At 67.9% G+C, this 23,590-nt stretch carries 27 protein-coding genes and 1 other RNA gene; 12 read left to right on the top strand and 16 right to left on the bottom strand.

The annotated features are described in order from the left end of the window. Both Q7V15_RS15265 and Q7V15_RS15260 read right to left on the bottom strand, forming a co-directional pair. The coding region (locus Q7V15_RS15265) for an MFS transporter (protein ID WP_304756634.1) at positions 1-245 on the bottom strand (245 nt) is incomplete at its 3' end. 459 nt (positions 246-704) lie between these two features. Further along, positions 705-1,694: an NAD(P)H-quinone oxidoreductase gene (locus Q7V15_RS15260; RefSeq protein ID WP_304756633.1), complete on the bottom strand. Its 990-nt coding sequence runs from the start codon at positions 1,692-1,694 to the stop codon at positions 705-707. A gap of 85 nt (positions 1,695-1,779) precedes the next feature. Between Q7V15_RS15260 and Q7V15_RS15255 the strand changes: the two genes are divergently transcribed. Then, entirely contained in the window at positions 1,780-1,977 is a 198-nt protein-coding gene (locus tag Q7V15_RS15255) for a DUF1192 domain-containing protein (protein ID WP_304756631.1), read from the top strand. 123 nt (positions 1,978-2,100) lie between these two features. Continuing rightward, positions 2,101-2,613, top strand: coding sequence for a DUF1465 family protein (locus Q7V15_RS15250; RefSeq protein ID WP_304756629.1), 513 nt, complete (start codon positions 2,101-2,103; stop codon positions 2,611-2,613). A 123-nt stretch (positions 2,614-2,736) separates the two neighbouring features. Here the strand turns inward: Q7V15_RS15250 and rpmE are convergent, their stop codons facing one another. Beyond that, a complete protein-coding gene (gene rpmE, locus Q7V15_RS15245; protein ID WP_293319064.1) occupies positions 2,737-2,961 on the bottom strand; it encodes a 50S ribosomal protein L31 in 225 nt (74 codons plus the stop codon). Between the two features lie 119 nt (positions 2,962-3,080). Here rpmE and Q7V15_RS15240 point away from each other — a divergent pair, with 119 nt between their 5' ends. Continuing rightward, positions 3,081-4,943, top strand: coding sequence for an ABC transporter transmembrane domain-containing protein (locus Q7V15_RS15240; RefSeq protein ID WP_304756628.1), 1,863 nt, complete (start codon positions 3,081-3,083; stop codon positions 4,941-4,943). 4 nt (positions 4,944-4,947) lie between these two features. On the opposite strand, the gene Q7V15_RS15235 is transcribed toward Q7V15_RS15240, so the two are convergent. The 6 genes from Q7V15_RS15235 to Q7V15_RS15210 form a co-directional block, all read right to left on the bottom strand. Next, positions 4,948-5,991, bottom strand: a complete 1,044-nt coding sequence (locus Q7V15_RS15235) for a glycerophosphodiester phosphodiesterase family protein (RefSeq protein ID WP_304756627.1) — start codon at positions 5,989-5,991, stop codon at positions 4,948-4,950. Between the two features lie 56 nt (positions 5,992-6,047). Then, positions 6,048-6,812: an inositol monophosphatase family protein gene (locus tag Q7V15_RS15230; RefSeq protein WP_370689826.1), complete on the bottom strand. Its 765-nt coding sequence runs from the start codon at positions 6,810-6,812 to the stop codon at positions 6,048-6,050. A 135-nt stretch (positions 6,813-6,947) separates the two neighbouring features. Next, the gene (gene thiE / locus Q7V15_RS15225) at positions 6,948-7,625 is read right to left on the bottom strand and encodes a thiamine phosphate synthase (RefSeq protein ID WP_304756624.1); all 678 of its coding nucleotides are present in this window, start codon (positions 7,623-7,625) and stop codon (positions 6,948-6,950) included. A 41-nt stretch (positions 7,626-7,666) separates the two neighbouring features. Next, entirely contained in the window at positions 7,667-7,819 is a 153-nt protein-coding gene (locus Q7V15_RS15220) for a hypothetical protein (protein ID WP_304756622.1), read from the bottom strand. Then, positions 7,803-8,828: a cytochrome d ubiquinol oxidase subunit II gene (cydB, locus tag Q7V15_RS15215; RefSeq protein ID WP_304756620.1), complete on the bottom strand. Its 1,026-nt coding sequence runs from the start codon at positions 8,826-8,828 to the stop codon at positions 7,803-7,805. The genes Q7V15_RS15220 and cydB overlap by 17 nt, the downstream gene beginning before the upstream one ends. Continuing rightward, positions 8,828-10,258 (bottom strand): cytochrome ubiquinol oxidase subunit I, encoded by a 1,431-nt coding sequence (locus tag Q7V15_RS15210; protein ID WP_304756618.1) that lies wholly within the window; start codon positions 10,256-10,258, stop codon positions 8,828-8,830. Before Q7V15_RS15210 ends, cydB begins: the two co-directional genes overlap by 1 nt. Before the next feature lie 185 nt (positions 10,259-10,443). Between Q7V15_RS15210 and Q7V15_RS15205 the strand changes: the two genes are divergently transcribed. Together Q7V15_RS15205 and bfr are read left to right on the top strand one after the other, a co-directional pair. Further along, positions 10,444-10,629: a bacterioferritin-associated ferredoxin gene (locus tag Q7V15_RS15205; protein ID WP_304756617.1), complete on the top strand. Its 186-nt coding sequence runs from the start codon at positions 10,444-10,446 to the stop codon at positions 10,627-10,629. 133 nt (positions 10,630-10,762) lie between these two features. Further along, entirely contained in the window at positions 10,763-11,242 is a 480-nt protein-coding gene (gene bfr / locus Q7V15_RS15200; protein ID WP_304756616.1) for a bacterioferritin, read from the top strand. 103 nt (positions 11,243-11,345) lie between these two features. Here the strand turns inward: bfr and fba are convergent, their stop codons facing one another. From fba to tkt, 5 genes are all read right to left on the bottom strand, one after another. Further along, positions 11,346-12,431: a class II fructose-bisphosphate aldolase gene (gene fba / locus Q7V15_RS15195; RefSeq protein ID WP_304756615.1), complete on the bottom strand. Its 1,086-nt coding sequence runs from the start codon at positions 12,429-12,431 to the stop codon at positions 11,346-11,348. Positions 12,432-12,462: 31 nt separating this feature from the next. Continuing rightward, positions 12,463-13,653, bottom strand: coding sequence for a phosphoglycerate kinase (pgk, locus tag Q7V15_RS15190; protein WP_304756613.1), 1,191 nt, complete (start codon positions 13,651-13,653; stop codon positions 12,463-12,465). Positions 13,654-13,746: 93 nt separating this feature from the next. Beyond that, complete coding sequence (gene gap, locus Q7V15_RS15185) at positions 13,747-14,754, bottom strand: type I glyceraldehyde-3-phosphate dehydrogenase (RefSeq protein ID WP_304756612.1); 1,008 nt, start codon at positions 14,752-14,754, stop codon at positions 13,747-13,749. A gap of 162 nt (positions 14,755-14,916) precedes the next feature. Next, complete coding sequence (gene purT, locus Q7V15_RS15180) at positions 14,917-16,116, bottom strand: formate-dependent phosphoribosylglycinamide formyltransferase (RefSeq protein ID WP_304756611.1); 1,200 nt, start codon at positions 16,114-16,116, stop codon at positions 14,917-14,919. A 5-nt stretch (positions 16,117-16,121) separates the two neighbouring features. Then, positions 16,122-18,092, bottom strand: a complete 1,971-nt coding sequence (gene tkt, locus Q7V15_RS15175; protein ID WP_304756610.1) for a transketolase — start codon at positions 18,090-18,092, stop codon at positions 16,122-16,124. Positions 18,093-18,239: 147 nt separating this feature from the next. Between tkt and Q7V15_RS15170 the strand changes: the two genes are divergently transcribed. From Q7V15_RS15170 to Q7V15_RS15145, 6 genes are all read left to right on the top strand, one after another. Then, positions 18,240-18,617: a DUF4164 family protein gene (locus Q7V15_RS15170; RefSeq protein WP_304756609.1), complete on the top strand. Its 378-nt coding sequence runs from the start codon at positions 18,240-18,242 to the stop codon at positions 18,615-18,617. Between the two features lie 3 nt (positions 18,618-18,620). Continuing rightward, positions 18,621-18,947 carry a cell division protein ZapA gene (locus Q7V15_RS15165; RefSeq protein ID WP_293319030.1) on the top strand — a complete coding sequence of 109 codons (327 nt, stop codon included), beginning with the start codon at positions 18,621-18,623 and terminating at the stop codon, positions 18,945-18,947. 53 nt (positions 18,948-19,000) lie between these two features. Continuing rightward, a non-coding RNA gene (gene ssrS, locus Q7V15_RS15160) (6S RNA) lies at positions 19,001-19,163 on the top strand. 172 nt (positions 19,164-19,335) lie between these two features. Beyond that, a complete protein-coding gene (locus Q7V15_RS15155) occupies positions 19,336-19,767 on the top strand; it encodes a hypothetical protein (RefSeq protein ID WP_304756608.1) in 432 nt (143 codons plus the stop codon). A gap of 180 nt (positions 19,768-19,947) precedes the next feature. Beyond that, the gene (locus Q7V15_RS15150; protein ID WP_304756607.1) at positions 19,948-20,517 is read left to right on the top strand and encodes a 5-formyltetrahydrofolate cyclo-ligase; all 570 of its coding nucleotides are present in this window, start codon (positions 19,948-19,950) and stop codon (positions 20,515-20,517) included. Between the two features lie 9 nt (positions 20,518-20,526). Next, complete coding sequence (locus tag Q7V15_RS15145; RefSeq protein WP_304756605.1) at positions 20,527-21,363, top strand: TIGR00282 family metallophosphoesterase; 837 nt, start codon at positions 20,527-20,529, stop codon at positions 21,361-21,363. A gap of 4 nt (positions 21,364-21,367) precedes the next feature. Here Q7V15_RS15145 and Q7V15_RS15140 read toward each other — a convergent pair whose 3' ends face one another. Continuing rightward, positions 21,368-22,006, bottom strand: coding sequence for a hypothetical protein (locus Q7V15_RS15140; protein WP_304756603.1), 639 nt, complete (start codon positions 22,004-22,006; stop codon positions 21,368-21,370). Between the two features lie 143 nt (positions 22,007-22,149). Here Q7V15_RS15140 and Q7V15_RS15135 point away from each other — a divergent pair, with 143 nt between their 5' ends. Beyond that, complete coding sequence (locus tag Q7V15_RS15135) at positions 22,150-22,506, top strand: phage holin family protein (protein ID WP_370689825.1); 357 nt, start codon at positions 22,150-22,152, stop codon at positions 22,504-22,506. 92 nt (positions 22,507-22,598) lie between these two features. On the opposite strand, the gene groEL is transcribed toward Q7V15_RS15135, so the two are convergent. Next, a partial coding sequence (groEL, locus tag Q7V15_RS15130; protein WP_304756602.1) for a chaperonin GroEL occupies positions 22,599-23,590 on the bottom strand: 992 nt, incomplete at its 5' end.

Raw genomic sequence — 23,590 nt, 5'->3', positions numbered from 1 at the left:
CCCAGCTTGGAGCGGAAGTTGTCTGACACCTGGCCGACCAGGGGGTCGAAGAAGGCGTCGAAGATCAGGGCCACCATCAGCACCCCCGACACGGTCGCCGGCGGAAGCCCCACGACCTGATTGTAGAAGATCATCAGGAAGGTGGCCAAGCCACGGCCCTTGACCGCGTTGGCCACGGACCCCAGGGCGTAGAACACCTTGGTGTGGAGCTTCAGAGGGGGAATCTCTGAGGGTGTCGCCGTCATTAAAATCTCCGGCCGATATCAATATGAAGCAGGCGCAAACCGTCGCGCCCGGACGTCAGACTCTGTAAATCAGCTATCGTAGGCCGGGGTCGCGCACGGCGCCTCTCACCCGTCCCAACCGCAAGAAAATTGCGGATCACTGCGCCGTCCTCCCTGCCGGGCCTCTTGTGGGCTCGGTCATTCTTGTTAGTCGTCTGGATCGGGTCCCGCGTCAGATGCGCGCGACCTGGATCAGCCCGCAAACCTGAGCGAGGCCTTTCGCAGCGTCAACGCCTATGATCTTACAACTCTGACACAAACTAACCGTTGGTCTACAACGGGTTGAGCGGCGCTCGTCTGATCGCCTTCCGGCGGCGCCGGCGCAGCCCCCGAGAGAGAGGAAGATGTGTCGCTTCCTCCACCGCTGACTTTTTCTTGGGGTCGGTACTGCGGGCCAGGTGACGCGTCCCCTGGCAGGCTTCAGGTCCGCAGCAAAATTTTGCCCAAATGGCCGCCGGCCTCCAGGCTGGCGTGAGCCTTCGCCGCCTCTTCCAAGGGAAAGACGCTGTCGATCTGCGGCCGCAGATGGCCTGCGACGATCCACGGCCAGACCGTGGCCTCCACCGCCGCCGCCAGCCGCGCCTTCTCATCGGTGTCCCGGGGCCGCAGGGTGGAGCCGGTGATCACCCCGCGCTTCTGCATCAAGGCGCCGATGTTCAGCTCCACCTTGCCTCCAGCCTGGGCGGCGATGAAGACGATGCGCCCGCCGGTGTTCAGCGCCGCCAGATCCTTGGCGAAATAGTCGCCGCCGACCATGTCCAGGACGACATCGCAGCCCCCGTGGGCTCGGGCGATCTCGGCGAAGTCCTCCGTGCTGGCGTCAATGGCGATGTCAGCGCCGAGATCGCGAGCCTGGCGCGCCTTGTCGGCCCCTCGGGCGGTGGCGATCACCCGGGCGCCCGCGGCCTTGGCCATCTGGATCGCCGTTGTCCCAATGCCGGACGTCGCCCCGTGGACCATCAGGGTCTCACCGGCCTTCAACGCCCCGTGCTCGAACACATTGGCGAAGACGGTGAAGACGGTTTCGGGCAGGCCGGCGGCGTCCAGAACGCTCAGCCCCTCCGGGATCGGCAGGGCGTGGCGGGCGTCGCAGACAGCGTATTGGGCGTAGCCGCCCCCGCCCAGCAGGGCGCAGACCTTGTCGCCTTCCCGCCAGCGCCCCGCGGCGTGGACCACCTCGCCGGCCACTTCCAGCCCCATGGTCTCTGGCGCGCCGGGGGGCGGGGGATAGAAGCCCACGCGCTGGGCGATATCGGGCCGATTGACGCCAGCGGCCTCCACACGGATCAGGATCTGCCCGGGGCCGGGCGTCGGAAGGGGCAGGGTGACGGGGTGCAAGGCCTCGGCCGGACCCTTGCCGCCGGCGATCGCGATGGCCGTCATCTGGTCCGGAAGAGTCGAATGCGCCATCGTTCAGCCTCCACATGCTTGCGCCAGAGCTGCGCAGGGGCTTGGATAAACTGCTCTGGGGGCCTGGGCAAAGGGAGGCGCGAGCGTGGAAGAGCCAGCGGAAGTTCGGTTGGGGCGCGGCCAGCGCCTGCTTGAGGTCACCCGTGAGGACCTGGAGCTCTATGGGGTCGAGGAGTTGGAGGCCCGGTGTGAGGTGCTAGAGGCCGAAATCGCCCGCACCCGCAGCTTCATCGACAAAAAACGCGCGGGACGGGCGGCGGCGGACGCGCTCTTTCGGCAATAGGGTCGCAGACTGGATCTGGGGCGTGACTCCGGGCGGCGTGGGCCGCTATGGCATGGGGGTTGCAAGCCGTACGCTAATCGGACGATCGGTTCGTGCAGTGGCTGGCAGAGGCTTGGAAAATCGATGAGCGAACTCACCGCATTGGCGAAACCCTGGCGCAGCGACGTGATCGCGGATTTCGCGCGCTCTGAACTGTTCGAAAGAACCTTTCAGGAGGGCATGGACCTGGTCGAGGAGACGGCGGCCTATCTGGACGGCGGCGGACGTCAGGAGTCCAAGCGTCTGGATCGCACCGCCGCCCTGGCCTATGCCGGCGAGAGCATGCGTCTGACCACCCGGCTGATGCAGGTGGCCTCCTGGCTGCTGGTGCAGCGGGCGGTCCGGGAAGGCGACATGGCGCCGGAATCGGCCTGCGAGGAACGTTACCGGCTGGCGGCCGAAGCCTCCCGCCATCCGGCCGAGGCCCTGGAGATTCTGCCGTCAGGCCTGCTGGAGCTTATGGAGCGGTCCGAGCGCCTGTTCGAGCGGGTCCGCCATCTGGACCGGCGCATGTATGTGGAGGTCGCCGAGGATTCTGCGCCCAATCCGGTGCTGTCCCAGTTCGACCGGCTGCGCGAGGCCTTCAGCCTTGGCTGAGCCCCGGACCCGATCTCGGCGCCTCAAAATCAAGACACAAAGAAGACGCCGCGGGCCAGCGCTCGCGGCGTCTTCTTCTTTTGGCCACAGCACGAAGCCCGCCAGGCGGCGGGGACGCACGCCCTACTTGCGGGTGAAGCCGCCGAACTTGGCGTTGAACCGCGAAACCCGACCGGCGCGGTCCAGCAGGGTGTGGGCGCCGCCCGTCCAGGCCGGGTGCGTCTTCGGGTCGATGTCCAGGTTCAGGGTCGCGCCCTCTTTCCCGTAGGTCGACCGGGTCTGGTAGGTCGTACCATCCGTCATCACCACGGTGATGAAGTGATAATCGGGGTGCGTGTCTTGTTTCATCGCGAGGACAACCGACGTAAGAGCAGCGGGTGATGCGCCCCGAACCCGACGGGTCCAGTGCGCAAACGAGCCGCGCGTATACAGAAACGGCGGCCCTGTAGCAAGGGCGCACGGATTTCATGAGCCAGTCAGACGCCAGCCCCGCCGCCGCCACACCCGGGTCGGAGGGACGTCCCGGCGTCGGCGCCGAACTCGTCCAGACCCTGGATGAGGCCGCCGAGCGTCGGCCGCGCAGCCGCAATGTGGGGGCCCTTCGCCGCCTGATCCCCTTCGCCCGTCGTCGCAGGGGCGAGGCCCTGGGCGCCCTGGTTTTTCTGGTCACCGCCACCGCGGCCACCCTCGGCCTTTCGGGCGCCGTCCGACTGCTGGTGGACGGGCTGACCGGGACAGACATCTCCGCCGGTCTCGTCAATCTGTGGTTCGCCCTGATCGGCGCGGTGGCCCTGGCGCTCGCCCTCTCCTCGGCCCTCCGATATTTCTTTGTCACCAAGCTCGGGGAGCGGGTGGTGGCCGATCTGCGTGAGGCGGTCTACGCCCACATCCTGACCCTGGACCCCGGCTTCTTCCTGCGCACGCGGACCGGCGAGGTGCTGTCGCGCCTGACCACCGACATCCAGATCGTCGAGAGCCTGATGGCCACCTCGGTTTCGGTGGCCCTGCGAAATCTGCTGACCCTGATCGGCGCGCTGATCCTGCTGATCTGGGTCAGTCCGGGGCTGACCGCCCTGGTGCTCTTGATCTTCCCCTTCGTTCTGGCGCCGCTGTTCCTGTTCGGCCGTCGCGTGCGTCGGCTGACCGTGTCCACCCAGGATCAGTTCGCCCAGGCGGTCGGCCAGGCCGGCGAAACCCTCGACGCCCTGGAGACTGTCCAGGCCTTTGGCGGCGAGCAGGCCGCCGCCCGGTCGTTTGACGGTGCGGTGGAGCGCGCCTTCGAAACCTCCCTCAAGCGGATGACGGCGCGGGCGGTGATGACCGCCCTGGTCATCGCCCTGGTCTTCGGCGGGGTGGTGGCCATCTTCTGGCTCGGCGTCCATGCGGGCCTTCGCGGCGAGATGAGCTGGGGCGCCCTGTTCCAGTTCGCCTTCCTGGCGGTGATGGCTGCGGGCGCCGTTGGGGCGCTTGGGGAAACCTGGGGGGATGTCCAGAAGGCCGCAGGCGCCATGGACCGGATCGCCGAACTCCTCGACGCTCGCCCGGGCATAGCCCCGCCCGCCACGCCGGCGATCCTGGCCAGACCACCCCGCGGATCCGTTGCCCTGGAAGGGGTGACCTTCGCCTATCCCGGCCGGCCCGACCTGCCGGCCTTGCGGAACGTGTCCTTGAGCGTCGCCCCGGGCGAGCGGGTGGCCCTGGTGGGGCCGTCGGGCGCCGGCAAGAGTACGATCTTCCGCCTGTTGCTGCGCTTTTATGATCCCGACCAGGGGGTCGTGCGGCTGGATGGGACCGACCTGCGCCTGGCCGATCCCCGGGAGGTGCGCGAACGCATGGCGCTGGTGGCGCAGGACTCACCCCTGTTCTCGGGCTCGGCGGCGCAGAACATCGCCTTTGGCCGTCCCGACGCCCGGCCTGAGGACATCCTGGCCGCCGCCCAGGCCGCCCAGGCCCGAGGTTTTATCGAGGCCCTGCCCGAGGGCTTTGAGACCCCCCTGGGGGACCGAGCCCGCTCCTTGTCCGGCGGCCAGCGGCAGCGGCTGGCCATCGCCCGGGCCTTGATCCGCCAGGCGCCGATCCTGTTGCTGGACGAGGCGACCAGCGCCCTGGACGCTGAGAATGAGCGGCTGGTCCAGACCGCCCTCGACGAGGCGATGAGCGGCCGAACCACCCTGGTCATCGCCCATCGGCTCGCCACGGTGCTCAAAGCTGACCGCATCGTGGTCATGGACCAGGGCGAGGTGGTGGAACAGGGAACCCATGCCGAGCTGTCGGCGCAGGGGGGCCTCTATGCCCGGCTGGTCGCTTTGCAGTTTGGTCAGGCCGCCTGAAGGCTCAGGCTTCGAACATGGCCTCGCGCACCCTCACGGCCAGTTCGGGGAAGTCGGTGAAGACTCCGTCGACGCCGGCCAGATAGAGCGCCCGCAACAGGGTGGCGGCGTCCCCGTGATCCCCGGGCGCCTCGCCCCGGCGCAGGGCTGCCGGCAGGAAGCTGTTTTCTGATCGAACCGTCCAGGGATGAACCTTCATCCCCGCAGCCTGCGCCCGGGCGATCAAAGGCCCGGCAGGCAAGCCAGCGGCGTCCAGGTTGAGGACCATCTTCAACTCGGGCCCGAGACCGTCAGAGAACTCGGCCGCCTCAGTCAGCTGGGCGTCCGACAGCCCGCCCACCCCGACCAGCAACACTGTCGGCGCCCGAGAGCGGTCCCGGAAGGCGCGTAAGGGACGTGGCTCGAAACACTGCACGAACACCGGCGCGTACCGCCGGTCCAGGTCGTTGTCGCGCAGGACCCCGGCCAAGGTCTCGCCCATGGGCAGGTCCCGGGCCTCGAAATAGGTCGGGTGCTTCATCTCGGGATAGACGCCGATGGTCCGGCCGGTCCGCGCGCTCTGCCCCTTGGCCAGATCGATCACCTCCTGGAAGGTGGGGATCGGGTCCTGACCGTCAAAGGCCGCGCTGGCTGGCCGCAGGGCCGGGAGGCGTTCCCTGGCCTTCAGGGTCTTCAACTCGGCCAGGGTGAAGTCCTCGGTGAACCAGCCGGCGACCCTGACCCCGTCGATCACGCGCTCGGTGCGGCGGTCGGCGAATTCAGGGTGGTCGGCCACGTCGGTGGTCTCGGAGATCTCATTCTCATGACGGGCGACCAGGACGCCGTCCCGCGTCATCACCAGGTCCGGCTCGATATAATCGGCCCCCTGATCGATGGCCCTCTGATAGGCCGCAAGGGTGTGCTCAGGCCGCTCGCCGCTGGCGCCCCGGTGGGCGATGACCAGGGGCCGGGCGCGCGGCCGCGCCATGGCCAGGGGCGCAAAGGCGGGGCTGGCGGCGAGGGCGAGGGTGGCGGACGCCGTGAAGGCGCGACGGGTCAGGGCGCTCATCCCCCTGGTCTAGCCGCCCCTTGTGACGGTTGCGTCAAGCTGCGCCAGGGGTGGTCTCAGGCGGCGGCGCGCAGGCGTTCCAGCAGCAGGGGGTGCAGTTCGAGATTGGCCGTGCAGACCGAGCCTGACGCCAGGACGTCTTCGCCCCCGTCGGCGTCGGTCACCTTGCCGCCGGCCTCGGTGATCAAGAGGATGCCGGCCGCCAGGTCCCAGCGGTTCAGATCCCGCTCCCAATAGCCGTCGAACCGGCCGGCCGCCACATAGGCCATGTCCAGCGCCGCGGAGCCAAAGCGGCGCACGCCGGCCACCCGCTGGCTGATCTGGTGCAGCTCCTTCAGGAACCGGGCGTGCTGGCCGTGGCCCAGGAAGGGGATGCCGGTGGCGATCACCGACTCGTCGAACCGGGTGCGGGCGGCCACCCGCAGGCGGTGGTCATTGAGGAAACAGCCCTTGCCCTTCTCGGCCCAGAACAGCTCGTTGCTGACCGGGTTGAAGGTCAGGGCCGCGACGATCGCGCCCTGGCGCTCCAGGGCGATGTTGATGGCGAAGTGCGGGATGGCGTGCAGGAAGTTGGTGGTGCCATCCAGGGGATCGACGATCCAGGTATGGGTCTTGTCCGTGCCCTCGATCATGCCGCGCTCTTCGCCGAGGAAGCCGTAGCCGGGGCGTGCGGCGGTCAGGGCCTCGAAGATGGTCTGCTCGGCCTTGATGTCGGCGGCCGAGACAAAGTCGGCGGCGCTCTTCTTGGACACCTGCAGCTCGGCCAGTTCGCCGAAGTCGCGGTTGAGTCCTCGCGCGTCCTTGCGGGCGGCGTCGGACATGACTTTCAGATGTGCGGTCTGCGTGGACACGGTCTGTTCCAGTGCGCGCATGGGACGGGCGGCGGTGGTCGGCGCTCGGGCGGGAAATGGGCGGCGGAACCTAGTCGCCACGCCGCCCGATGGCAAGGCGGGGCGTCAGCCAGACGCCTGACTGTCAGTCCTTACCCGCAAAGCGAGGCCGCGGGCGATGGCCGCGTTCAACTCGCGGACGGCGGCGGCAGGCCCTTCAGGGTGGGTCCAGACCCCGGATGAGACGGCCAGGAAGTCGGCCCCCGCGGCCACCAGACCCTCGGCGTTCTCGGCCGTGATTCCGCCGATGGCGACGCAGGGGATCTCCATGGACTCCTGCCAGATGGTCAGGAGTTCGGGTTCGGCCCGGGTTGAAGCCTCCTTGGTGGTCGTCTCGAAGAAGGCTCCGAAGGCCACATAGTCGGCGCCAGCCTCGGCGGCCTCCATGGCCAGGTGGCGGCTGTCATGGCAGGTGACGCCGATCATGGCGTCCTTGCCCATGATCCTGCGGGCCTCCCGGCAGGGGGGATCGTCCTGGCCCACATGGACGCCGTCGCATCCCAGCTTCGCGGCAAGGTCGGGGCGGTCATTCAGGATCACCGCCACATCCCGGCTATGGGCGATCGGCGTCACAACATCGACGGCCGCGGCGATCACATCGTCAGAGGCCCCCTTCAGGCGGATCTGCAGGGCGGCGACATCGCCGGCGTCCAGGGTCTCAGCCAAGGTCCGGCCAAAGACGGCGAGATCGTCGAGGGCCGGCGGGGTGATCAGATAGAGGCGGCAGTCGGGGGTCGTGGTCATGACCCGCTTCTAGCCCCACGCCGGGGCGAAGGGGAGGGGGCTCATTCCAGGCCAAGCAGGGCGCGCAGGGCGTAGGCCACCGCCCCGGTCGCGGCCATGCCGGCCAGGGCCAGGGCGAGGAACCAGGCGAGGCGACGCCCCAGGGAGCGTCGGGGGGCGTCAGCCTCCGGGGGGCCTTCAATGATATCCGGCATCGGCCCCCACCTTGCCGCGGAACACCCAGTAGACCCAGACCGTATAGGCCAGGATCACCGGCAGCAGGATCGCCACCCCCACCAGCATCAGGCCGAGCGCGTTCTCGGCCGATGCCGCCTGGCGGAAGGTCAGGTCATAGGGAACGATGTTGGGGAAGAAGCCGACGGCGAGGCCGAGATAGCCGGAGACGAACACGGTCAGGCTTCCCAGGAAGGGCGCCACATGGCCTCCCATGACCAGTCCCCAGACAACCAGCCCCAGGCCAGCGGCGCCCAGGAGCGGGATCGGGGACAGCAGCCCCAGGCGGGCGAGATCGAAGGCGCCATCCTCAAACCCCCAGCGCAGCGCCACCTGCGGGTGGACAAACAACGTGGCCAGGCTGACCACCACCAGCAGGGCGGCGCTGGCGATCACCGCCCGCCAGGCCCATCGGCGGGCGTCGCCGTGCAGGTCGTCCTCGGTGCGCCAGATCAGCCAGGTGGAACCCAACAGGGCGTAGCCAGCGGTCAGGCCGACGGCCACCAGCAGGGTGTAGGGGGTGAGCCAGTCAAAAGCGCCGCCGCCGAAGGCCTGGCCATTCAGGGTGACCCCCTGGATGAAGCCCCCCAGCACCAGCCCCTGCGCCAGGGCCGCGACAGTGGAGCCGCCGGCGAAGGCGCCGGTCCAGAAGGCCTTGCCCCGCGCCCGTCCCCGCGCCCGGAACTCAAAGGCCACCCCCCGCAGGATCAGGGCCATCATCATCAACAGGATGGGGATGTAGAGAGCTGGCATGATGACCGCATAGGCCAGCGGGAAGGCCGCAAACAGCCCGCCGCCCCCCAGCACCAGCCAGGTCTCGTTGCCATCCCAGAAGGGCGCGATGGTGTTCATCATCGTGTCCCGGTCCCGCGGGGACCGGGCGAAGGGAAACAGGATGCCGATGCCCAGATCGAAACCGTCCAGCATCACATAGAGCAACACCGCCAGCGCGATGATGCCGGCCCAGATGAGCGGCAGGTCGAGGTCCATCAGCGGGTCCCCTCTGGGTTCGGGGCGTCGGGGCGCCCGGGCTCGCCCGGATCTTCGGGGGTGGCGGCGAGGGGTGAGCCGGGCGCCCGGTGCTCGGTCGGCGGTCCCTCATGGGCGCCCGCTAGCGGCCCCTCGGCCAGGAGGCGGAGGATATAGAGGGCGCCGACGCTGAAAACGATCGAATAGACCACCAGGAAGGCCAGCAGCGAGGCCGAGACGCTTCCCGCGCCAATGGGTGAGACCGCGTCTTCGGTCCGAAGAATTCCATAGATGACATAGGGCTGGCGGCCGACCTCAGCCACGACCCAGCCGGCGATCACCGCCACGAAGCCCGCCGGCCCCATGGCCACGCAGGCCCTGAGGAAGACCCGGCTGCGGGCCGAGTGGCCCCGCCAGACCAGCCAGGCGCCCCAGAGGCCAAGGGCGATCATCGCCAGGCCCAGCCCGACCATCAGTCGGAAGGACCAGAAGACGATGAAGACCGGCGGCCGATCCTCCGGCGCGAAGGCCTCCAGGCCCTGGATCTCGGCGTCCACCGAGCCGCCGGTGATCCAGCTGCCGACCTTGGGGATGGAGAGCTCCCAGTGGTTGCCCTCGATCGTGCGATCCGGCCAGGCGGCGATATGGAAGGGCTGCTCGGTCCGGGTCTCCCAGAAGGCCTCTATGGCGGCCAGCTTTGCGGGCTGGTGTTCAAGCACGTCCTTGCCCGAAAGGTCGCCGACCAACAGCTGCAGGGGGGCGACGATGGCGAGCATGCCAATGGCCATTTTCAGCCCCATGGCCGATTCCGCCTCATGGGCGTTGCGCAGCAGCCGGAAGGCGCTGGCGCCGGCCACCACCAGGGCGGTGGTCAGATAGGCGGCCAGAACCATGTGGGTCAGGCGCATGGGGAAGGTGGGCGAGAAGATCACCTTCAGCCAGTCGACGGCCACCAGCCCCTCTTCCACCGTGCCGGCGAAGCCCGAGGGGCTCTGCATCCAGCTATTGGCGGAAATGATCCAGAAGGCCGAGGTCAGGGTGCCGAAAGCCACCAGCACTGTGGAGGTGAAGTGGAGGCCTGGCCCCACCTTCTTCCAGCCAAACAGCATGACGCCCAGGAAGCTGGCCTCGAGGAAGAAGGCGGCCAGGACTTCAAAGGCGAACAGGGGCCCGATCACCGGGCCGGCGACGGCGGAAAAGACGCTCCAGTTGGTGCCGAGCTGGTAGCTCATCACCACTCCGCTCACCACCCCCATGCCGAAGGAGATGGCGAAGATCTTCACCCAGAACAGGTAGAGTGTCTTGAAAGCTTCGTTGCGGGTCAGCAGCCATAGGCCTTCAAGAACCGCCAGATAACTTGCCAGGCCAATGGTGAAGCTTGGAAAGATGATGTGGAACGCAATAGTGAAGGCGAATTGGATTCGCGAGAGCAATAGCGCGTCAAATTCCATCTGGCCCTCACTCTCCAGGCGGCTCGTCAAGAGCGCCGGGAGTCTTGCGCCCCCGGGCGACCGGCACCAAGGGCTCAGGGCGCGTCATAGAGTCGCGCTAATGCGTCGCAACCAAGCTGCAAATGACTTGCAAGGACGTTCGCATCTGATAGAAGTTGGACCTCGCCACTGAGGGTCAACCGCTCGTGTACGTCTGTAATTGCAACGGTATTCGGGAACGTGAAGTCCGCGCCGCCGTCGCCTCGGGCGCCAGCCGGCCATCAGAGATTTTCCGCGCCTGTGACGCCAAGCCCCAGTGCGCCCGCTGTGTGTGCGACATGCGCGAGATCTTGCAGGAGCAGGATCAGGCCCTGCGCTACGCCGCCGAATAGGCCCGTCGCCCAAGGTCGCCGCGCCGTTTTCTTCGACAGCGCAAATCACTTGCAAACATAGGCTTTGACACGAAGCGGCCCGCGCATGAGGTTGCGCGTAAATCTGTTTGTGGCGTGAGGAAAGGAGCCCCCTATGCAGGGCGACAAGGCAATTATTCGGGTGCTCAACGCAGTGCTCACGAACGAGCTGACTGCGGTGAACCAGTATTTCCTGCATGCGCGCATGTTCGAGAACTGGGGCCTGCGGCAGCTCGGCAAGATCGTCTATGAAGAGTCCATCGGCGAGATGAAACACGCCGACAAACTGATCTACCGCATCCTGTTTCTCGAAGGCCTGCCCAACCTGCAGGACCTGCACAAGCTCAAGGTCGGCGAGAGCGTTGGCGAGTGCCTGGAGTCTGACCTCGCCGTCGAGACCGGGGGCCGGCAGACCCTGATCGAGGGCATCCAGCTCTGTGAGGCTTCGGCCGACTACGTGTCGCGCGAACTGTTGCGGGAAATCCTCAGCGATACCGAGGAGCACATCGACTACCTGGAGACCCAGCTGTTGCTGCTGAAGTCCCTGGGCGAAGCCAACTATCTGCAGAGCGCCATGGGCGAGATGCAAGGCTGATCAGCCTGCCTCAGGGCGTCTCTTGCCACGGCGAGTCGCAGACACAAACGCCGGCCAGGGAATCCTGGCCGGCGTTTTCGTCTTCAGAGACCCTTGACTTGAGCTATTCGGCCGCCTGGCGGCTCAGGCCGATCTTCGGGTCCAGCTCGCCGGCCGCGTAGCGCTTGGCCATGACCGACAGCGGCAGGGGCCGGATCTTGTCGGCCCAGCCGGCGGCGCCGAATTCCTCGAACCGCTGCTGGCAGACCGCGCGCATGGCGTCCATGGCGGGCTTCAGATACTTGCGCGGGTCGAACTCCGACGGGTTCTCGGCGAACACCTTGCGGATGGCGCCGGTCATGGCCATCCGGTTGTCGGTGTCGATATTGATCTTGCGCACCCCGTGCTTGATGCCGCGCTGAATCTCCTCCACCGGCACGCCCCAGGTCTGGGGCATCTCGCCGCCATACTGGTTGATCACGTCCTGCAGATCCTGCGGCACCGAGGACGAACCGTGCATCACCAGATGGGTGTTGGGCAGGCGGCGGTGGATCTCTTCGATCACATTCATGGCCAGGACGTCGCCGTCCGGCTTGCGGGTGAACTTGTAGGCGCCGTGGCTGGTGCCCATGGCGATGGCGAGCGCATCGACCTGGGTGGCCTTCACGAATTCCACGGCCTGGTCGGGATCGGTGAGCAGCTGGTCGTGGCCGAGCTTGCCCTCGAAGCCGTGGCCGTCTTCCTTCTCGCCCATGCCGGTCTCAAGGCTGCCCAGCACGCCCAGTTCGCCCTCGACGCTGGCGCCGACCCAGTGGGCCATGTCCACCACGTTGCGGGTGACCTTGACGTTGTAGTCGTAGTCGGCGGGCGTCTTGGCGTCGGCCATCAGCGAGCCATCCATCATCACCGAGGTGAAGCCGAACTGGATGGCCGTGGCGCAGGTGGCCTCGTTGTTCCCGTGGTCCTGGTGCATGCAGATCGGGATGTGCGGATACATCTCGGCCAGGGCGTCGATCAGGTGCTTCAGCACGATGTCGTTGGCGTAGGAGCGCGCGCCGCGGCTGGCCTGGATGATGACCGGCGCGTTGACCGCGTGGGCGGCCTCCATGATCGCCAGGCCCTGTTCCATGTTGTTGATGTTGTAGGCCGGCACGCCATAGCTGTGCTCGGCGGCGTGATCGAGAAGCTGTCTCAGGGTTATCCGGGCCATCGCCGTATCCGTCCGTTTCTCTTCTTGTCTCTTACTGGCTCAGAGCCGCCACACCGGGCAGGGTCTTGCCTTCCATCCATTCAAGGAACGCGCCGCCGGCCGTGGAGACGAAGGTGAAGTCGTCGGCGCATCCCACCGCGTTCAGGGCCGCCACCGTATCACCGCCGCCGGCCACAGCCACCAACTGACCCGATTTCGCCCGTTCGGCGGCGCGCTTCGCCGCTGAAACGGTCGCCTTGTCGAAGGGCGGCACCTCGAAAACGCCCAAAGGCCCGTTCCAGATCAGGGTTGAGGCGGCGTCCATGGTGGCGATCAGGCGGGCCAGGGTTTGAGGACCTGCGTCCAGGATCTTGTCGTCGGGACCCAGGCTGTCCAGGCCCTGGACCCGGGAGGCGACGCCCGGGGCGACCTCGACCGCGGTGACCACGTCAATCGGCAGCAGGAGCTGGCAGCCGGCCTTTTCCGCCGCGGCGATGATCTGGCGGGCTTCCTCGCCCAGGTCATGCTCACAGAGCGAGCCGCCCACATCGATCCCCTGGGCGGCCAGGAAGGTGTTGGCCATGCCGCCGCCAATGGCCAGGCTGTCGAGCTTGCCCACCAGATTGTTCAACAGATCGAGCTTGGTTGAGACCTTGGCGCCGCCGACAATGCCGAGGACCGGCCGCTTGGGTGAGCCCAGCGCCGCATCCAGGGCCTGCAGCTCCAGTCGCATCTGCTCGCCCGCATAGGCTGGCAGCAGCCGGGCCAGGGCCTCGGTCGAGGCGTGCGCCCGGTGCGCGACCGAGAAGGCGTCGTTCACATAGAGATCGCCATTGGCCGCCAGGGCCTTGGCGAAGTCGATGTCATTCTTCTCCTCGCCCGGATGGAAACGGACATTCTCCAGCAGCAGGACCTCGCCGTCGGCCAAGGCCGCCACCGCCTTGTCGGCGGCCTCGCCGATACAGTCCTGAGCGAAGGCCACCTTGACCCCCAGCACTCGCGAAAGCGGCTCGACCACCTGGGCCAGGCTCATCTCCGGGACGCGTTTGCCTTTCGGCCGGTCGAAGTGGGCGAGCAGGATGACCCGCGCGCCCGCGGCGCGCAGCTTGTCCACCGTGGGCTTGGCCGCCGCCAGACGGGTGTCGTCGGTGACCTCGCCATCGGCCATAGGCACGTTGATATCCACCCGCACCAGGGCGCGCTGGCCCGTCAGGTCGGCGTCGTCGAGGGTCTTGAAGGTCATCAGCTTCCAGCGGTCAGGGCGTGGGCGGTGGGCCGCGCGCCCGGGCCTGGACCCGGGCGCATCAGCCTCGAAGGCGAACGTCCGGGCAGCCGATCAGATCAGCTTGGCCATGGCGAGCGCGGTGTCGCTCATCCGGGTCGAGAAGCCCCACTCGTTATCATACCAGGACAGAACCCGGCCGAGCTGGCCCTCGATCACCTGGGTTTGCGGCAGGGCGGCGGTGGAGGAGGCGGCGATGTGGTTCAGGTCGATGGAGACCAGCGGGTCGTTGGAGGTTTCCAGCACGCCCTTCATGGCGCCGTCGGCGGCGGCCTGCAGGGCGGCGTTGATCTCGTCCTTGGTGACCGAGCGGCCCGGCACGAACTTCAGGTCGACCACCGAGACATTGGGGGTCGGCACGCGGATCGAGGAGCCGTCCAGCTTGCCGGCCAGCTCCGGCAGCACCAGGCCCACGGCCTTGGCCGCCCCGGTGGAGGTGGGGATCATGGACATGGCCGCGGCGCGGCCCCGGTAGAGGTCCTTGTGCATGGTGTCCAGGGTCGGCTGGTCGCCCGTATAGGAATGGATGGTGGTCATGTAACCACGCTCGATGCCGCACAGGTCGTGGATCACCTTGGCGATCGGGGCCAGACAGTTGGTGGTGCACGAGGCGTTGGAGACCACCAGGTCGTCCTTGGTCAGGACGTCGTGGTTGACGCCGAACACGATGGTCTTGTCGGCGTTGTCGCAAGGCGCCGAGACCAGCACGCGCTTGGCGCCGGCTTCCAGGTGAGCGGCGGCTTTTTCTTTGGTGGTGAAGAGGCCGGTGCATTCCAGGGCGATGTCGACGCCCAGTTCCCTGTGCGGCAGCTCGGCCGGATTGCGGATCGCTGTGACCTTGATCGGCCCGCGGCCCACATCGATGGTGTCGCCGTCCACGGTGACGGTCCCGGGGAAGCGGCCATGCACGCTGTCATAGCGCAGCAGGTGAGCGTTGGTCTCCACCGGGCCCAGGTCGTTGATCGCCACCACTTCGATGTCGGTGCGGCCATGCTCGATGATCGAGCGCAGGACGAGCCTGCCGATGCGGCCGAAACCGTTGATGGCGACGCGGACGGTCATGGTGGTGTTCTCCTGGCGGGATAAGGGTCGGCGGGCGACGTTTTCCGATTGTTTTGCCGGGGTTTTGTGCGGGCGCCCGCGCGCGAGTCAAGCGCTAGTACGCCCGAAAGGGTCATGGAGTCCGCCGGGCGGGGCCGGGGCGCCCCCTCCGCCACAGGCGTCTCAGTCGCCCCTGACCACGCGAACCTTGGCCGCCGCCTCGAGAGCGCGGCTCCGGGCGGCTTCGATGGTTGCGGCCCGGGCGAGCGCCACGCCCATGCGCCGGCGCGCAAACGCCTCGGGCTTGCCGAACAGACGCAGGTCGGCGCCGGGCACCGCCAGGGCCTCGGCCACGCCTTCAAAGGCCACGCCCTTGGCGTCCATGCCGCCATAGATCACCGCGCTGGCGCCAGGCTCGCGCAGTGTGACGTCCACGGGCAGGCCCAGGATCGCCCGGGCATGCAGGGCGAATTCGCTCTGCACCTGGGTGGCCAGCGTCACGAGGCCGGTGTCGTGGGGCCGGGGGCTGACCTCGGAGAACCAGACCTCGTCGCCCTTGACGAACAGTTCGACCCCGAAGAGGCCGAGGCCCCCCAGGCTTGCGGTGACGCGGGCGGCGATCTCGCGAGCGCGCTTCAGGGCGAACGGGCTCATGGGTTGGGGCTGCCAGCTTTCCACATAGTCGCCCTGGACCTGGCGGTGGCCGATGGGTTCGCAGAAATGGGTGGCGACCTCGCCGTCCGGGCCGCGGGCCCGCACGGTCAGCTGGGTGATCTCGAAGTCGAAATCGATGCGCCCTTCGACGATAACCCGGGCCTGTTCGACCCGGCCGCCCTCAAGGGCGTAGCGCCAGGCGTCTGCGATGCCCGCCTCGTCCTGAACATAGGACTGGCCCTTGCCCGAGGATGACATCACCGGCTTGACGAAGCAGGGATAGCCGACCGCCGCTGCGCCCGCGGCCAGCTCAGCCTCGCTCGAGGCGAAGGCGTAGGGCGATGTGGCCAGCCCCAGCTCTTCGGCGGCCAGGCGCCGGATGCCCTCGCGGTTCATGGTCAGCTGGGCGGCCCGGGCGGTGGGGATCACGACGGAAAGGCCGGCCGCCTCGATCGCCGCCAGTTCGTCGGTGGCGATGGCCTCGATCTCCGGCACGATCAGGTGGGGCCGTTCGGCCTCCACCACGGCGCGCAGGGCCACAGCATCCGTCATGGCGATAACATGGCTGCGATGGGCCACCTGCATGGCGGGCGCGTCCGCATAGCGGTCGACGGCGATCACCTCGCAGCCCAGCCGCTGCAGCTCGATGGCCACCTCCTTGCCAAGCTCGCCCGAGCCCAGCAGGAGGACGCGCAGGGCGCTTGGCGAGAGCGGCGTGCCCAGGCGCATGGGGCCTAGACCTTGGCCTGGACGGCGTCGGCCACGGCTTCGGCGGTGATGCCGAACTCCTTGTAGAGCCGCTCGTAAGGCGCGCTGGCGCCGAACCCGCTCATGCCGATGAAGACCCCGTCCTCGCCGATGAACCGCTCCCAGCCCAGGCTGACGGCGGCTTCCACGGCCGCGCGGACCGGCGCCTTGCCGATCACCGAGGCGCGGTATTCCGGGGTCTGGGCGGAGAACAGCTCCCAGCAGGGGACCGAGACCACCCGGGTGGGCACGCCGCGGGCCTGCAGCAGGTCGCGGGCGGCCAGCGCGATGGAGACTTCCGAGCCAGTGGCGAAGATCGTGGCCTGGGCCTCGCCATCGGCGGCGCGCAGCTCATAGGCGCCCCGGGCCGACAGGTTCTCCCCCGCAGGCTCGGTCCGTGCGGCCGGCACCTTCTGGCGCGACAGGGCCATGATCGAGGGGGTGGTGGGCGTGGACAGGGCCAGCTTCCAGCACTCGGCGGCCTCCACGGCGTCCGCCGGGCGATAGACATTGAGGTTCGGCATGGCCCGCAGGGCGGCCAGGTGCTCCACCGGCTGGTGGGTGGGGCCGTCTTCGCCCAGGCCGATGGAGTCGTGGGTCATCACATGGATCACCCGCGCGCCCATCAGGGCGCCCAGCCGGATGGCCGGGCGGCTGTAGTCGGAGAACACCATGAAGGTGCCGGAATAGGGGATGACGCCCCCGTGCAGGGCCATGCCGTTCATGGCCGCGGCCATGCCGTGCTCGCGGATGCCGTAATGCACATAGCGGCCGGCATAGTCCGGCGCGTCGAAGGCCGGCGTCCCCTTGACGAAGGTGTTGTTCGATCCCGTCAGGTCGGCCGAGCCGCCGACCATTTCCGGGATGGCGGGAACCAGCTGCTCCAGGGCCGCGCCGGAATGGACGCGGGTGGCGTTGGCCGGCGCAGTCTTGGCCATCTCGGCGATGTGGGCGTCCAGGCGCGCGAATGCTTCGGCTGGCAGTTCGCCGGCCATGGCCCGCTGGAACTCCGCCTTCATAGGCGAAGCGCCCAGCGCCTTCTCCCAGCTCTTGCGGGCCTTGCCGCCCTTGCGGCCGGCCGAGCGCCAGGGCTTGTAGACCTCGTCAGGGATGACGAAGGGCTCGTGGCTCCAGCCCATGGCCAGGCGGGAATCGGCGATCTCGTCGTCGAACAGGGTGTAGCCGTGGCTGTGGGGGTCGCCTTCCTTGCGGCCGGCACCCTTCGAGATCTTGGTCTTGCAGGCGATCATGGTCGGCCTGTCCTGCCGCGTGGCCCAGCGCAGGGCCGCGGCGATCTTGCCGAAGTCGTGGCCGTCCACGGCCTTCACCGCCCAGCCGGCCGCCTTGAAGCGGGCCATCTGGTCGCCGGTCTCGGCGATGGTCGCCTCACCGTCGATGGTGGTGTTGTTGTCGTCGAACAGGACCGTCAGCTTATGCAGCTTGAAGCGGCCGGCCATGGAGATGGCTTCCTGGCTGACGCCCTCCATCAGGCAGCCGTCGCCGGCGATCACCCAGGTGCGGTGGTCCACCAGATCATCGCCGAAGCGGGCGGCCAGATGACGCTCGGCCATGGCCATGCCCACAGCCGTGGCGATGCCCTGGCCCAGGGGACCGGTGGTGGTCTCCACACCCGGCGTATGGCCGTACTCCGGATGGCCGGCGGTCGCCGAGCCCCACTGACGGAAGTTCTTGATCTCGTCCATGGTCACGGCCTTGAAGCCGGTGAGGTGCAGCAGGGCGTAGATCAGCATCGAGCCGTGGCCCGCTGACAGGACGAACCGGTCGCGGTCGGCCCAGTCGGGGTTGGTGGCGTCATACTTCAGGAATTTCGACCACAGGACGGTGGCCACATCGGCCATGCCCATGGGCATGCCCTGGTGCCCCGACTTGGCGCGGTGGACGGCGTCCATGGAAAGGACACGGATGGCGTCGGCCATGGTCTGAAGCTGTGCGGGCATGAGCGTTCCGGGAAGACTGAAGGTCGCAAGGGGGCGGGCGCAGGCTGGCGGGGTCGCACGCACGGGCGCGGCGGTCAAGAAATGCGCCGCTTTCAGGCCACGCCCGGGGCGGTCTATAGATTAACGGACACACTTCTGGAGTCCTGAATGATCCGTGATCCCGCTAGCGAGAGCGCCATAGACCAGGCCGCCCGGCGGCTCGAACGCGCCATCGCCCTGCTGGAACAGCGCCTGGGCGAGGCGCGGGGCCGCGCCGGGCTGGAGGCCGGCGGCCTGTTTGACCAGGATCGCGCCAAGCTGGCCGCCGAACTGGACGAGGCCCGCGCCCGGGAAAAGGCCCTGGAGGCCGCCGGGGCCGAGGCCTCGGCCGCCCTGGGCCTGGCCATCGCCGAGATTCGCGAGGTTCTGGAGGCTGACGAGGCGCCTGACGCCGAGGGTTCAGCCTTCGATGAGGACGAGCCGGAGCTCGACCTTGATCCGGCCTCTGACGCCGAAACCCCCGACCCCATGACCCGGGAGGACTGACCCATGGCCCAGGTGACCATCGAGGTGAACGGCCGCCCCTATCAGGTGGGCTGCGAGGATGGCCAGGAGGCGCATCTGCTGGAGCTGGTGCGGCTGTTCGACCGCCAGGTCCGGGCGGTGTCCCAGGACATGGGCCAGCTGACCGAAACCCGGCTGTTCCTCATGGCGGCCCTGCTGCTGGCTGATGAGCTGTGGGACTCCCGCAGCCGGATGTCCGGCGTTCAGGCCGAGCTGGCTCGCCTGCAGTCGGACCGCGCGCGGATCGAATCCAGGGCGGTGGCGGCGCTCGATGGGGCGGCCAAGAAGATCGAGCAGCTGGCGGCGGAATAGGCCCGCGCGCGCCTTGTTATCGCCGTGGCCCGAGCCTAGATTAGGCCCCGGCGGGTCTGCTGTGGCTCACGTCGAAGGCAACCTAATTCCTCCGACCTTAATTGTCTCGAAGGGAGCTGTCCCTGTCCGGCGCCGTGGCCCCGGACACATGGCGCCCACCTGGTTATCCAGGTCCGAGGGGATTAAAATCGTCCTTCACGGTTCTCGCGGCGCCGCCACCCTTTGCTCTCTCAACGGCCCGGGCTTCCACCAGCGTTCAATCGATTGTCGGCTGGACGGCGCCGAAAGCGGCCCTGGCGAAGATGGTTATGGTGCAGACGTTTGGCCCAACCGGTGTAAGCATGAACTCATGCTGGCTACTGCTCTAACCCTCGCCCTAGTAACCTCAATGGCCCTTGAAGAACCCGCGCCGGACCAGCACCCGTTGCCCACGGCGCTGACATCTATTGGCTATGTCGAGTCGAAGCTCTCGGACTATGCGTCGTCTCCTGACTATGCGAAGCGGCTTACAGACCCCGAGGGATTTCTGGCCTTTTCGGCTGATTTTATGGGGGATGGCCGGCTGGACCGCGCCCGCGTCTTGCGGAACGTGGAGCGCAACCTGGCCTACGTGGTGGTCGTGCTTGTGCGGGAGAAGATCGACACCCACGTCATTTTGTCGATGACTCTCGATCAAACCGAGAAGATTGGCATCCGAGTTGCGTCCCCCAGTGATGAAGGCGGCAGCGCCGCCGGGATCACGATTTTCAGTCTGGACGGGCAGAACGCCGCAACGTTCGACTTAGTTGACGACGACTTCCAGCAACGGATCGCGCCCTAGCCTCCCCCAGAAGGGGCAATGGGCCAACAGCTAGCGTGAGTGGGCGACCAGGAATTGACCCTCGGCGCGGCTCGCCAACCCGCGAGAGCGGAAGCCTTGCCCGTGGACCAACCCCCGCATCGAACGTATCGGCCTACGACAATTTCCCTTGGGGCCTTAGGTTCGGCTAAGAGCCTGCCGGTGAACCCTATCTCCCACCAGAAGTCTGTTCTGCGCCGGCAGATGCGCAGCCTGCGCCTGGCGCTGGCGGCCGCCGATGGGCAGGCCGGCGCCTGCGCCGCCGCCCACGCGCCGCTGGCGCGGCTGGGGGCTGGCCCTGTGGCGGGATATATCGCGCAGGGCGCCGAGCTTGATCCGGCCCCGCTGATGGACGTCTTGGCGAAGGCTGAGGTCAGCCTCGCCCTGCCAGCGGCGGTGAGCCGTGAGGCGCCGCTGATCTTTCGCGCCTGGACCCCGGGCGCGGTCCTGGCGCCGGACGCCTTCGGAATTCCCGCCCCGCTCGCGGACCAGCCGCAGGTAGCGCCCACCGCCCTGATCGTGCCCCTGCTGGCCTTTGACCGCCGGGGCGGGCGGCTGGGCCAGGGGGCCGGCGTCTATGATCGGGCGATCGCGGCGCTGGGCGTGGAACACCGCCCCTTCCTGCTCGGCTACGCCTATGCCGGCCAGGAGGTCGAGGACCTGCCGCTGGAGCCGCACGATCAGCGGCTGGACGCCATATTGACGGAAGCCGGACTGATTGAAGTCCGCTAGGATGCACTGATGCGTTTCGCCTTTTTCGGAGATGTCGTCGGCCGGTCCGGCCGCGAGGGTCTCGCCGACCACCTCCCCATGTTGCGTCGCCAGCTCGGTCTCGAGTTCGTGGTCATCAACGCCGAGAACGCCGCCGCCGGCTTCGGGATCACCGAGAATACGGCGCGTGAGCTGTTCGACGCCGGCGCCGACTGCCTGACGCTGGGCAACCACTCCTGGGACCAGAAGGAGGCGCTGACCTATATCGTCCGCGAGCCTCGGCTGATCCGGCCGCTGAACTATTCGGTCCTGGCCGATGCGCCGGGCCGCGGGGCCAATCTGTTCGAGACCCAGTCGGGCCGCCGCATCCTGGTGATCAACCTGCTGGGCCGGGTCCATATGGACTCCCTGGACGACCCTTTCGCCGCCGTCGACCGGGAGCTGGAGAAGGCGCCGCTGGGCATGGTGTCGGACGCCGTCCTGGTGGACATGCACGCCGAGGCCACCAGCGAGAAGATGGCCATGGGCCATTTCTGCGACGGCCGGGCGAGCCTGGTGGTGGGGACCCATACCCACGTTCCCACCGCCGACTGCCAGATCCTGCCCGGCGGCACCGCCTATCAGACCGACGCCGGCGCCTGCGCCGACTATGACAGCGTGATCGGCAACCAGAAGGAAGAGCCCCTGCGGCGCTTCACCACCCGCATCTCCGGCGGCCGCTACAAGCCCGCCGAAGGCCCAGCCACGGTCTGTGGTGTGTTCGTCGAGACCGACGACGCTACGGGGCTGGCGCTGCGGGTCGAGCCGATCCGCGTCGGCGGGCGCCTGTCGGAAACCATCCCCCAGGTGGACCTGGCCCGGGCCTGACGTCTCAGCGAGGCGGCCGCGCGCCGGGCAGGGGCGGCAGGGTGTCGAGGGTCAGCACCCCGTCGCCGTCCAGGTCCAGCAGGTTGAAGCGCCGGACGGCCGCGTTGCGCCATTCGACCTGGCTGATCCGTCCCGACAGATCGGCGTCGGCGCCCCGCACCGGATGGGGTTCGTTCAGCAGGCCATAGCGCGCCGCCCCCTGGCGCTGGACGCCGGGCTCCGGCTTGCCTCGCCCCAGGCCAGCCAGGCTACGGCGAGGTCGCTCGCCGTCGGCGCCGGGGCGGTCGCCGGGGCCTGGGCCCTGGGGACGGGTCTCGCTCAGGCGGGTGATCTCCGGGGCGATCTGGCGTTCATAGGCCTGGTTCTCGAAACCATCGATAACCCCGTCGCCATTGGCGTCCAGCACGGCGAAGAAGCGCTCGGCGTCGGCCTCAAATTCAGGACGGGTCAGCAGGGTGTCGCCATCGCGATCGGCCCCGGCGAACCAGGCCGCCAGGCCATCGTCATCCCGGAAGGGCTCGCCCGACGGACTTATGAACAGGCGGGCGGCTGGGCCTGGGCCGGCTGGAGCCTGGGCCGCCGCGACGCCGGCCCAAAGGCCGGCTGCAAGACTGGCGGTGGCCAGCCATATCCGTCGTGTCATGGAAATCCTCACGCGCCCACCCAAGGTCACGCTCTCCCCCGCAGATGCGGCGAAATTTGGCCGGCAGGGTGACGAGGCCGGCCCCATCAGCGAATATGCCCGCCGATCCGGCGGCCCGAGGCCGTCTGCCGCAGGGAGCCAACATGCTGGCCAAATTCATCGTCCGCGCCATTTTCGCCGCCATAGGCCTTTGGCTGTCCTCGGTCCTGGTGGCGGGCGTGGCCTTCACCGATATGGGCAGCCTGATCCTGGCGGCGGTCTTGCTGGGTCTGGTCAACGCCGTCCTGCGGCCGATCCTGTTCATCCTGACCCTGCCGCTCACCCTTGTGACCCTGGGTCTGTTCCTGCTGGTGCTGAACGCCGGCATGATCATCCTGGTCTCGGTGTTCCTGGACGGCTTCACGGTGGACGGCCTGTGGCCCGGCTTGGTGGCGGCCATCGTCACCGGCCTGACCAGCTGGCTCGGCCACCTGATCATCCGCGACGATAGGGGGCGCTGAGACCGGCGCGCCTTTCGCGCGACCAAAGAAAAAGGGCGGAGCCGCGAGGCTCCGCCCTTTCCCGTAGAGAGAAAGCTTGGGAGGGTTTGGACTTAGAAGTCCATGCCGCCCATGCCGCCCATGTCGGGCATGCCGCCGCCGGCGGGCGCGTTCTTCTTCGGCGCCTCGACGATGGCCGCTTCGGTGGTGATCAGCAGGCCGGCGACCGAAGCCGCGTCCTGCAGAGCCGTCCGGACGACCTTGGCGGGGTCGATGACGCCAGCCTGGACCATGTCGACATATTCTTCGGTCTGGGCGTTGAAGCCGAAGGTGGCCGAGCTGTTTTCCAGGACCTTGGAGACGACGATCGAGCCTTCGACGCCGGCGTTTTCGGCGATCTGGCGGATCGGGGCCTGCAGGGCGCGACGGATGATGGCCACGCCAGCTTCCTGGTCGTCATTGTCGCCCTTGAAGCCGTCCAGGATCTTGGAAGCCTTCAGCAGAGCGACGCCGCCGCCAGGCACGATGCCTTCTTCGACCGCGGCGCGGGTCGCATTGAGCGCGTCGTCGACGCGGTCCTTGCGTTCCTTCACCTCGACCTCGGTGGAGCCGCCGACGCGGATGACCGCAACGCCGCCGGCCAGCTTGGCCAGACGTTCCTGCAGCTTTTCCTTGTCATAGTCCGAGGTGGTGTCCTCGATCTGGCGCTTGATCTGGCTGATGCGGCTTTCAATGCCGCTCTTCTCGCCCGAACCATCGACGATGGTGGTGTCGTCCTTGGTGATCGTGACCTTCTTGGCCTTGCCGAGCATGTCGAGGGAGACGTTCTCGAGCTTGATGCCCAGGTCTTCGCTGATCAGCTGGCCGCCGGTCAGGATGGCGATGTCTTCCAGCATGGCCTTGCGGCGATCGCCGAAGCCCGGCGCCTTGACGGCGGCGACGCGCAGACCGCCCCGCAGCTTGTTGACCACCAGGGTGGCCAGGGCCTCGCCTTCGATGTCCTCGGCGATGATCAGCAGGGGACGACCCGACTGGACCACGGCTTCGAGCACCGGCAGCAGGGGCTGCAGGGTCGACAGCTTCTTTTCGTAGAGCAGGATCAGAG

Origin of the sequence: Phenylobacterium sp. (assembly GCF_030651755.1) — a bacterium.
Classification (GTDB): Bacteria; Pseudomonadota; Alphaproteobacteria; order Caulobacterales; family Caulobacteraceae; genus Phenylobacterium.
This window is presented reverse-complemented; position numbering and strand designations above follow the sequence as displayed.

Excerpts from the sequence above, each read along its gene's own strand:
- Q7V15_RS15260 (WP_304756633.1), bottom strand. The coding sequence starts at position 1,694 with ATGGCGCATTCGACTCTTCCGGACCAGATGACGGCCATCGCGATCGCC.
- Q7V15_RS15250 (WP_304756629.1), top strand. The coding sequence starts at position 2,101 with ATGAGCGAACTCACCGCATTGGCGAAACCCTGGCGCAGCGACGTGATC.
- rpmE (WP_293319064.1), bottom strand. The coding sequence starts at position 2,961 with ATGAAACAAGACACGCACCCCGATTATCACTTCATCACCGTGGTGATG.
- Q7V15_RS15240 (WP_304756628.1), top strand. The coding sequence starts at position 3,081 with ATGAGCCAGTCAGACGCCAGCCCCGCCGCCGCCACACCCGGGTCGGAG.
- Q7V15_RS15235 (WP_304756627.1), bottom strand. The coding sequence starts at position 5,991 with ATGAGCGCCCTGACCCGTCGCGCCTTCACGGCGTCCGCCACCCTCGCC.
- Q7V15_RS15230 (WP_370689826.1), bottom strand. The coding sequence starts at position 6,812 with ATGTCCGACGCCGCCCGCAAGGACGCGCGAGGACTCAACCGCGACTTC.
- thiE (WP_304756624.1), bottom strand. The coding sequence starts at position 7,625 with ATGACCACGACCCCCGACTGCCGCCTCTATCTGATCACCCCGCCGGCC.
- Q7V15_RS15220 (WP_304756622.1), bottom strand. The coding sequence starts at position 7,819 with ATGCCGGATATCATTGAAGGCCCCCCGGAGGCTGACGCCCCCCGACGC.
- cydB (WP_304756620.1), bottom strand. The coding sequence starts at position 8,828 with ATGGACCTCGACCTGCCGCTCATCTGGGCCGGCATCATCGCGCTGGCG.
- Q7V15_RS15210 (WP_304756618.1), bottom strand. The coding sequence starts at position 10,258 with ATGGAATTTGACGCGCTATTGCTCTCGCGAATCCAATTCGCCTTCACT.
- bfr (WP_304756616.1), top strand. The coding sequence starts at position 10,763 with ATGCAGGGCGACAAGGCAATTATTCGGGTGCTCAACGCAGTGCTCACG.
- fba (WP_304756615.1), bottom strand. The coding sequence starts at position 12,431 with ATGGCCCGGATAACCCTGAGACAGCTTCTCGATCACGCCGCCGAGCAC.
- pgk (WP_304756613.1), bottom strand. The coding sequence starts at position 13,653 with ATGACCTTCAAGACCCTCGACGACGCCGACCTGACGGGCCAGCGCGCC.
- gap (WP_304756612.1), bottom strand. The coding sequence starts at position 14,754 with ATGACCGTCCGCGTCGCCATCAACGGTTTCGGCCGCATCGGCAGGCTC.
- purT (WP_304756611.1), bottom strand. The coding sequence starts at position 16,116 with ATGCGCCTGGGCACGCCGCTCTCGCCAAGCGCCCTGCGCGTCCTCCTG.
- tkt (WP_304756610.1), bottom strand. The coding sequence starts at position 18,092 with ATGCCCGCACAGCTTCAGACCATGGCCGACGCCATCCGTGTCCTTTCC.
- Q7V15_RS15170 (WP_304756609.1), top strand. The coding sequence starts at position 18,240 with ATGATCCGTGATCCCGCTAGCGAGAGCGCCATAGACCAGGCCGCCCGG.
- Q7V15_RS15165 (WP_293319030.1), top strand. The coding sequence starts at position 18,621 with ATGGCCCAGGTGACCATCGAGGTGAACGGCCGCCCCTATCAGGTGGGC.
- Q7V15_RS15155 (WP_304756608.1), top strand. The coding sequence starts at position 19,336 with ATGGCCCTTGAAGAACCCGCGCCGGACCAGCACCCGTTGCCCACGGCG.
- Q7V15_RS15145 (WP_304756605.1), top strand. The coding sequence starts at position 20,527 with ATGCGTTTCGCCTTTTTCGGAGATGTCGTCGGCCGGTCCGGCCGCGAG.
- Q7V15_RS15140 (WP_304756603.1), bottom strand. The coding sequence starts at position 22,006 with ATGACACGACGGATATGGCTGGCCACCGCCAGTCTTGCAGCCGGCCTT.
- Q7V15_RS15135 (WP_370689825.1), top strand. The coding sequence starts at position 22,150 with ATGCTGGCCAAATTCATCGTCCGCGCCATTTTCGCCGCCATAGGCCTT.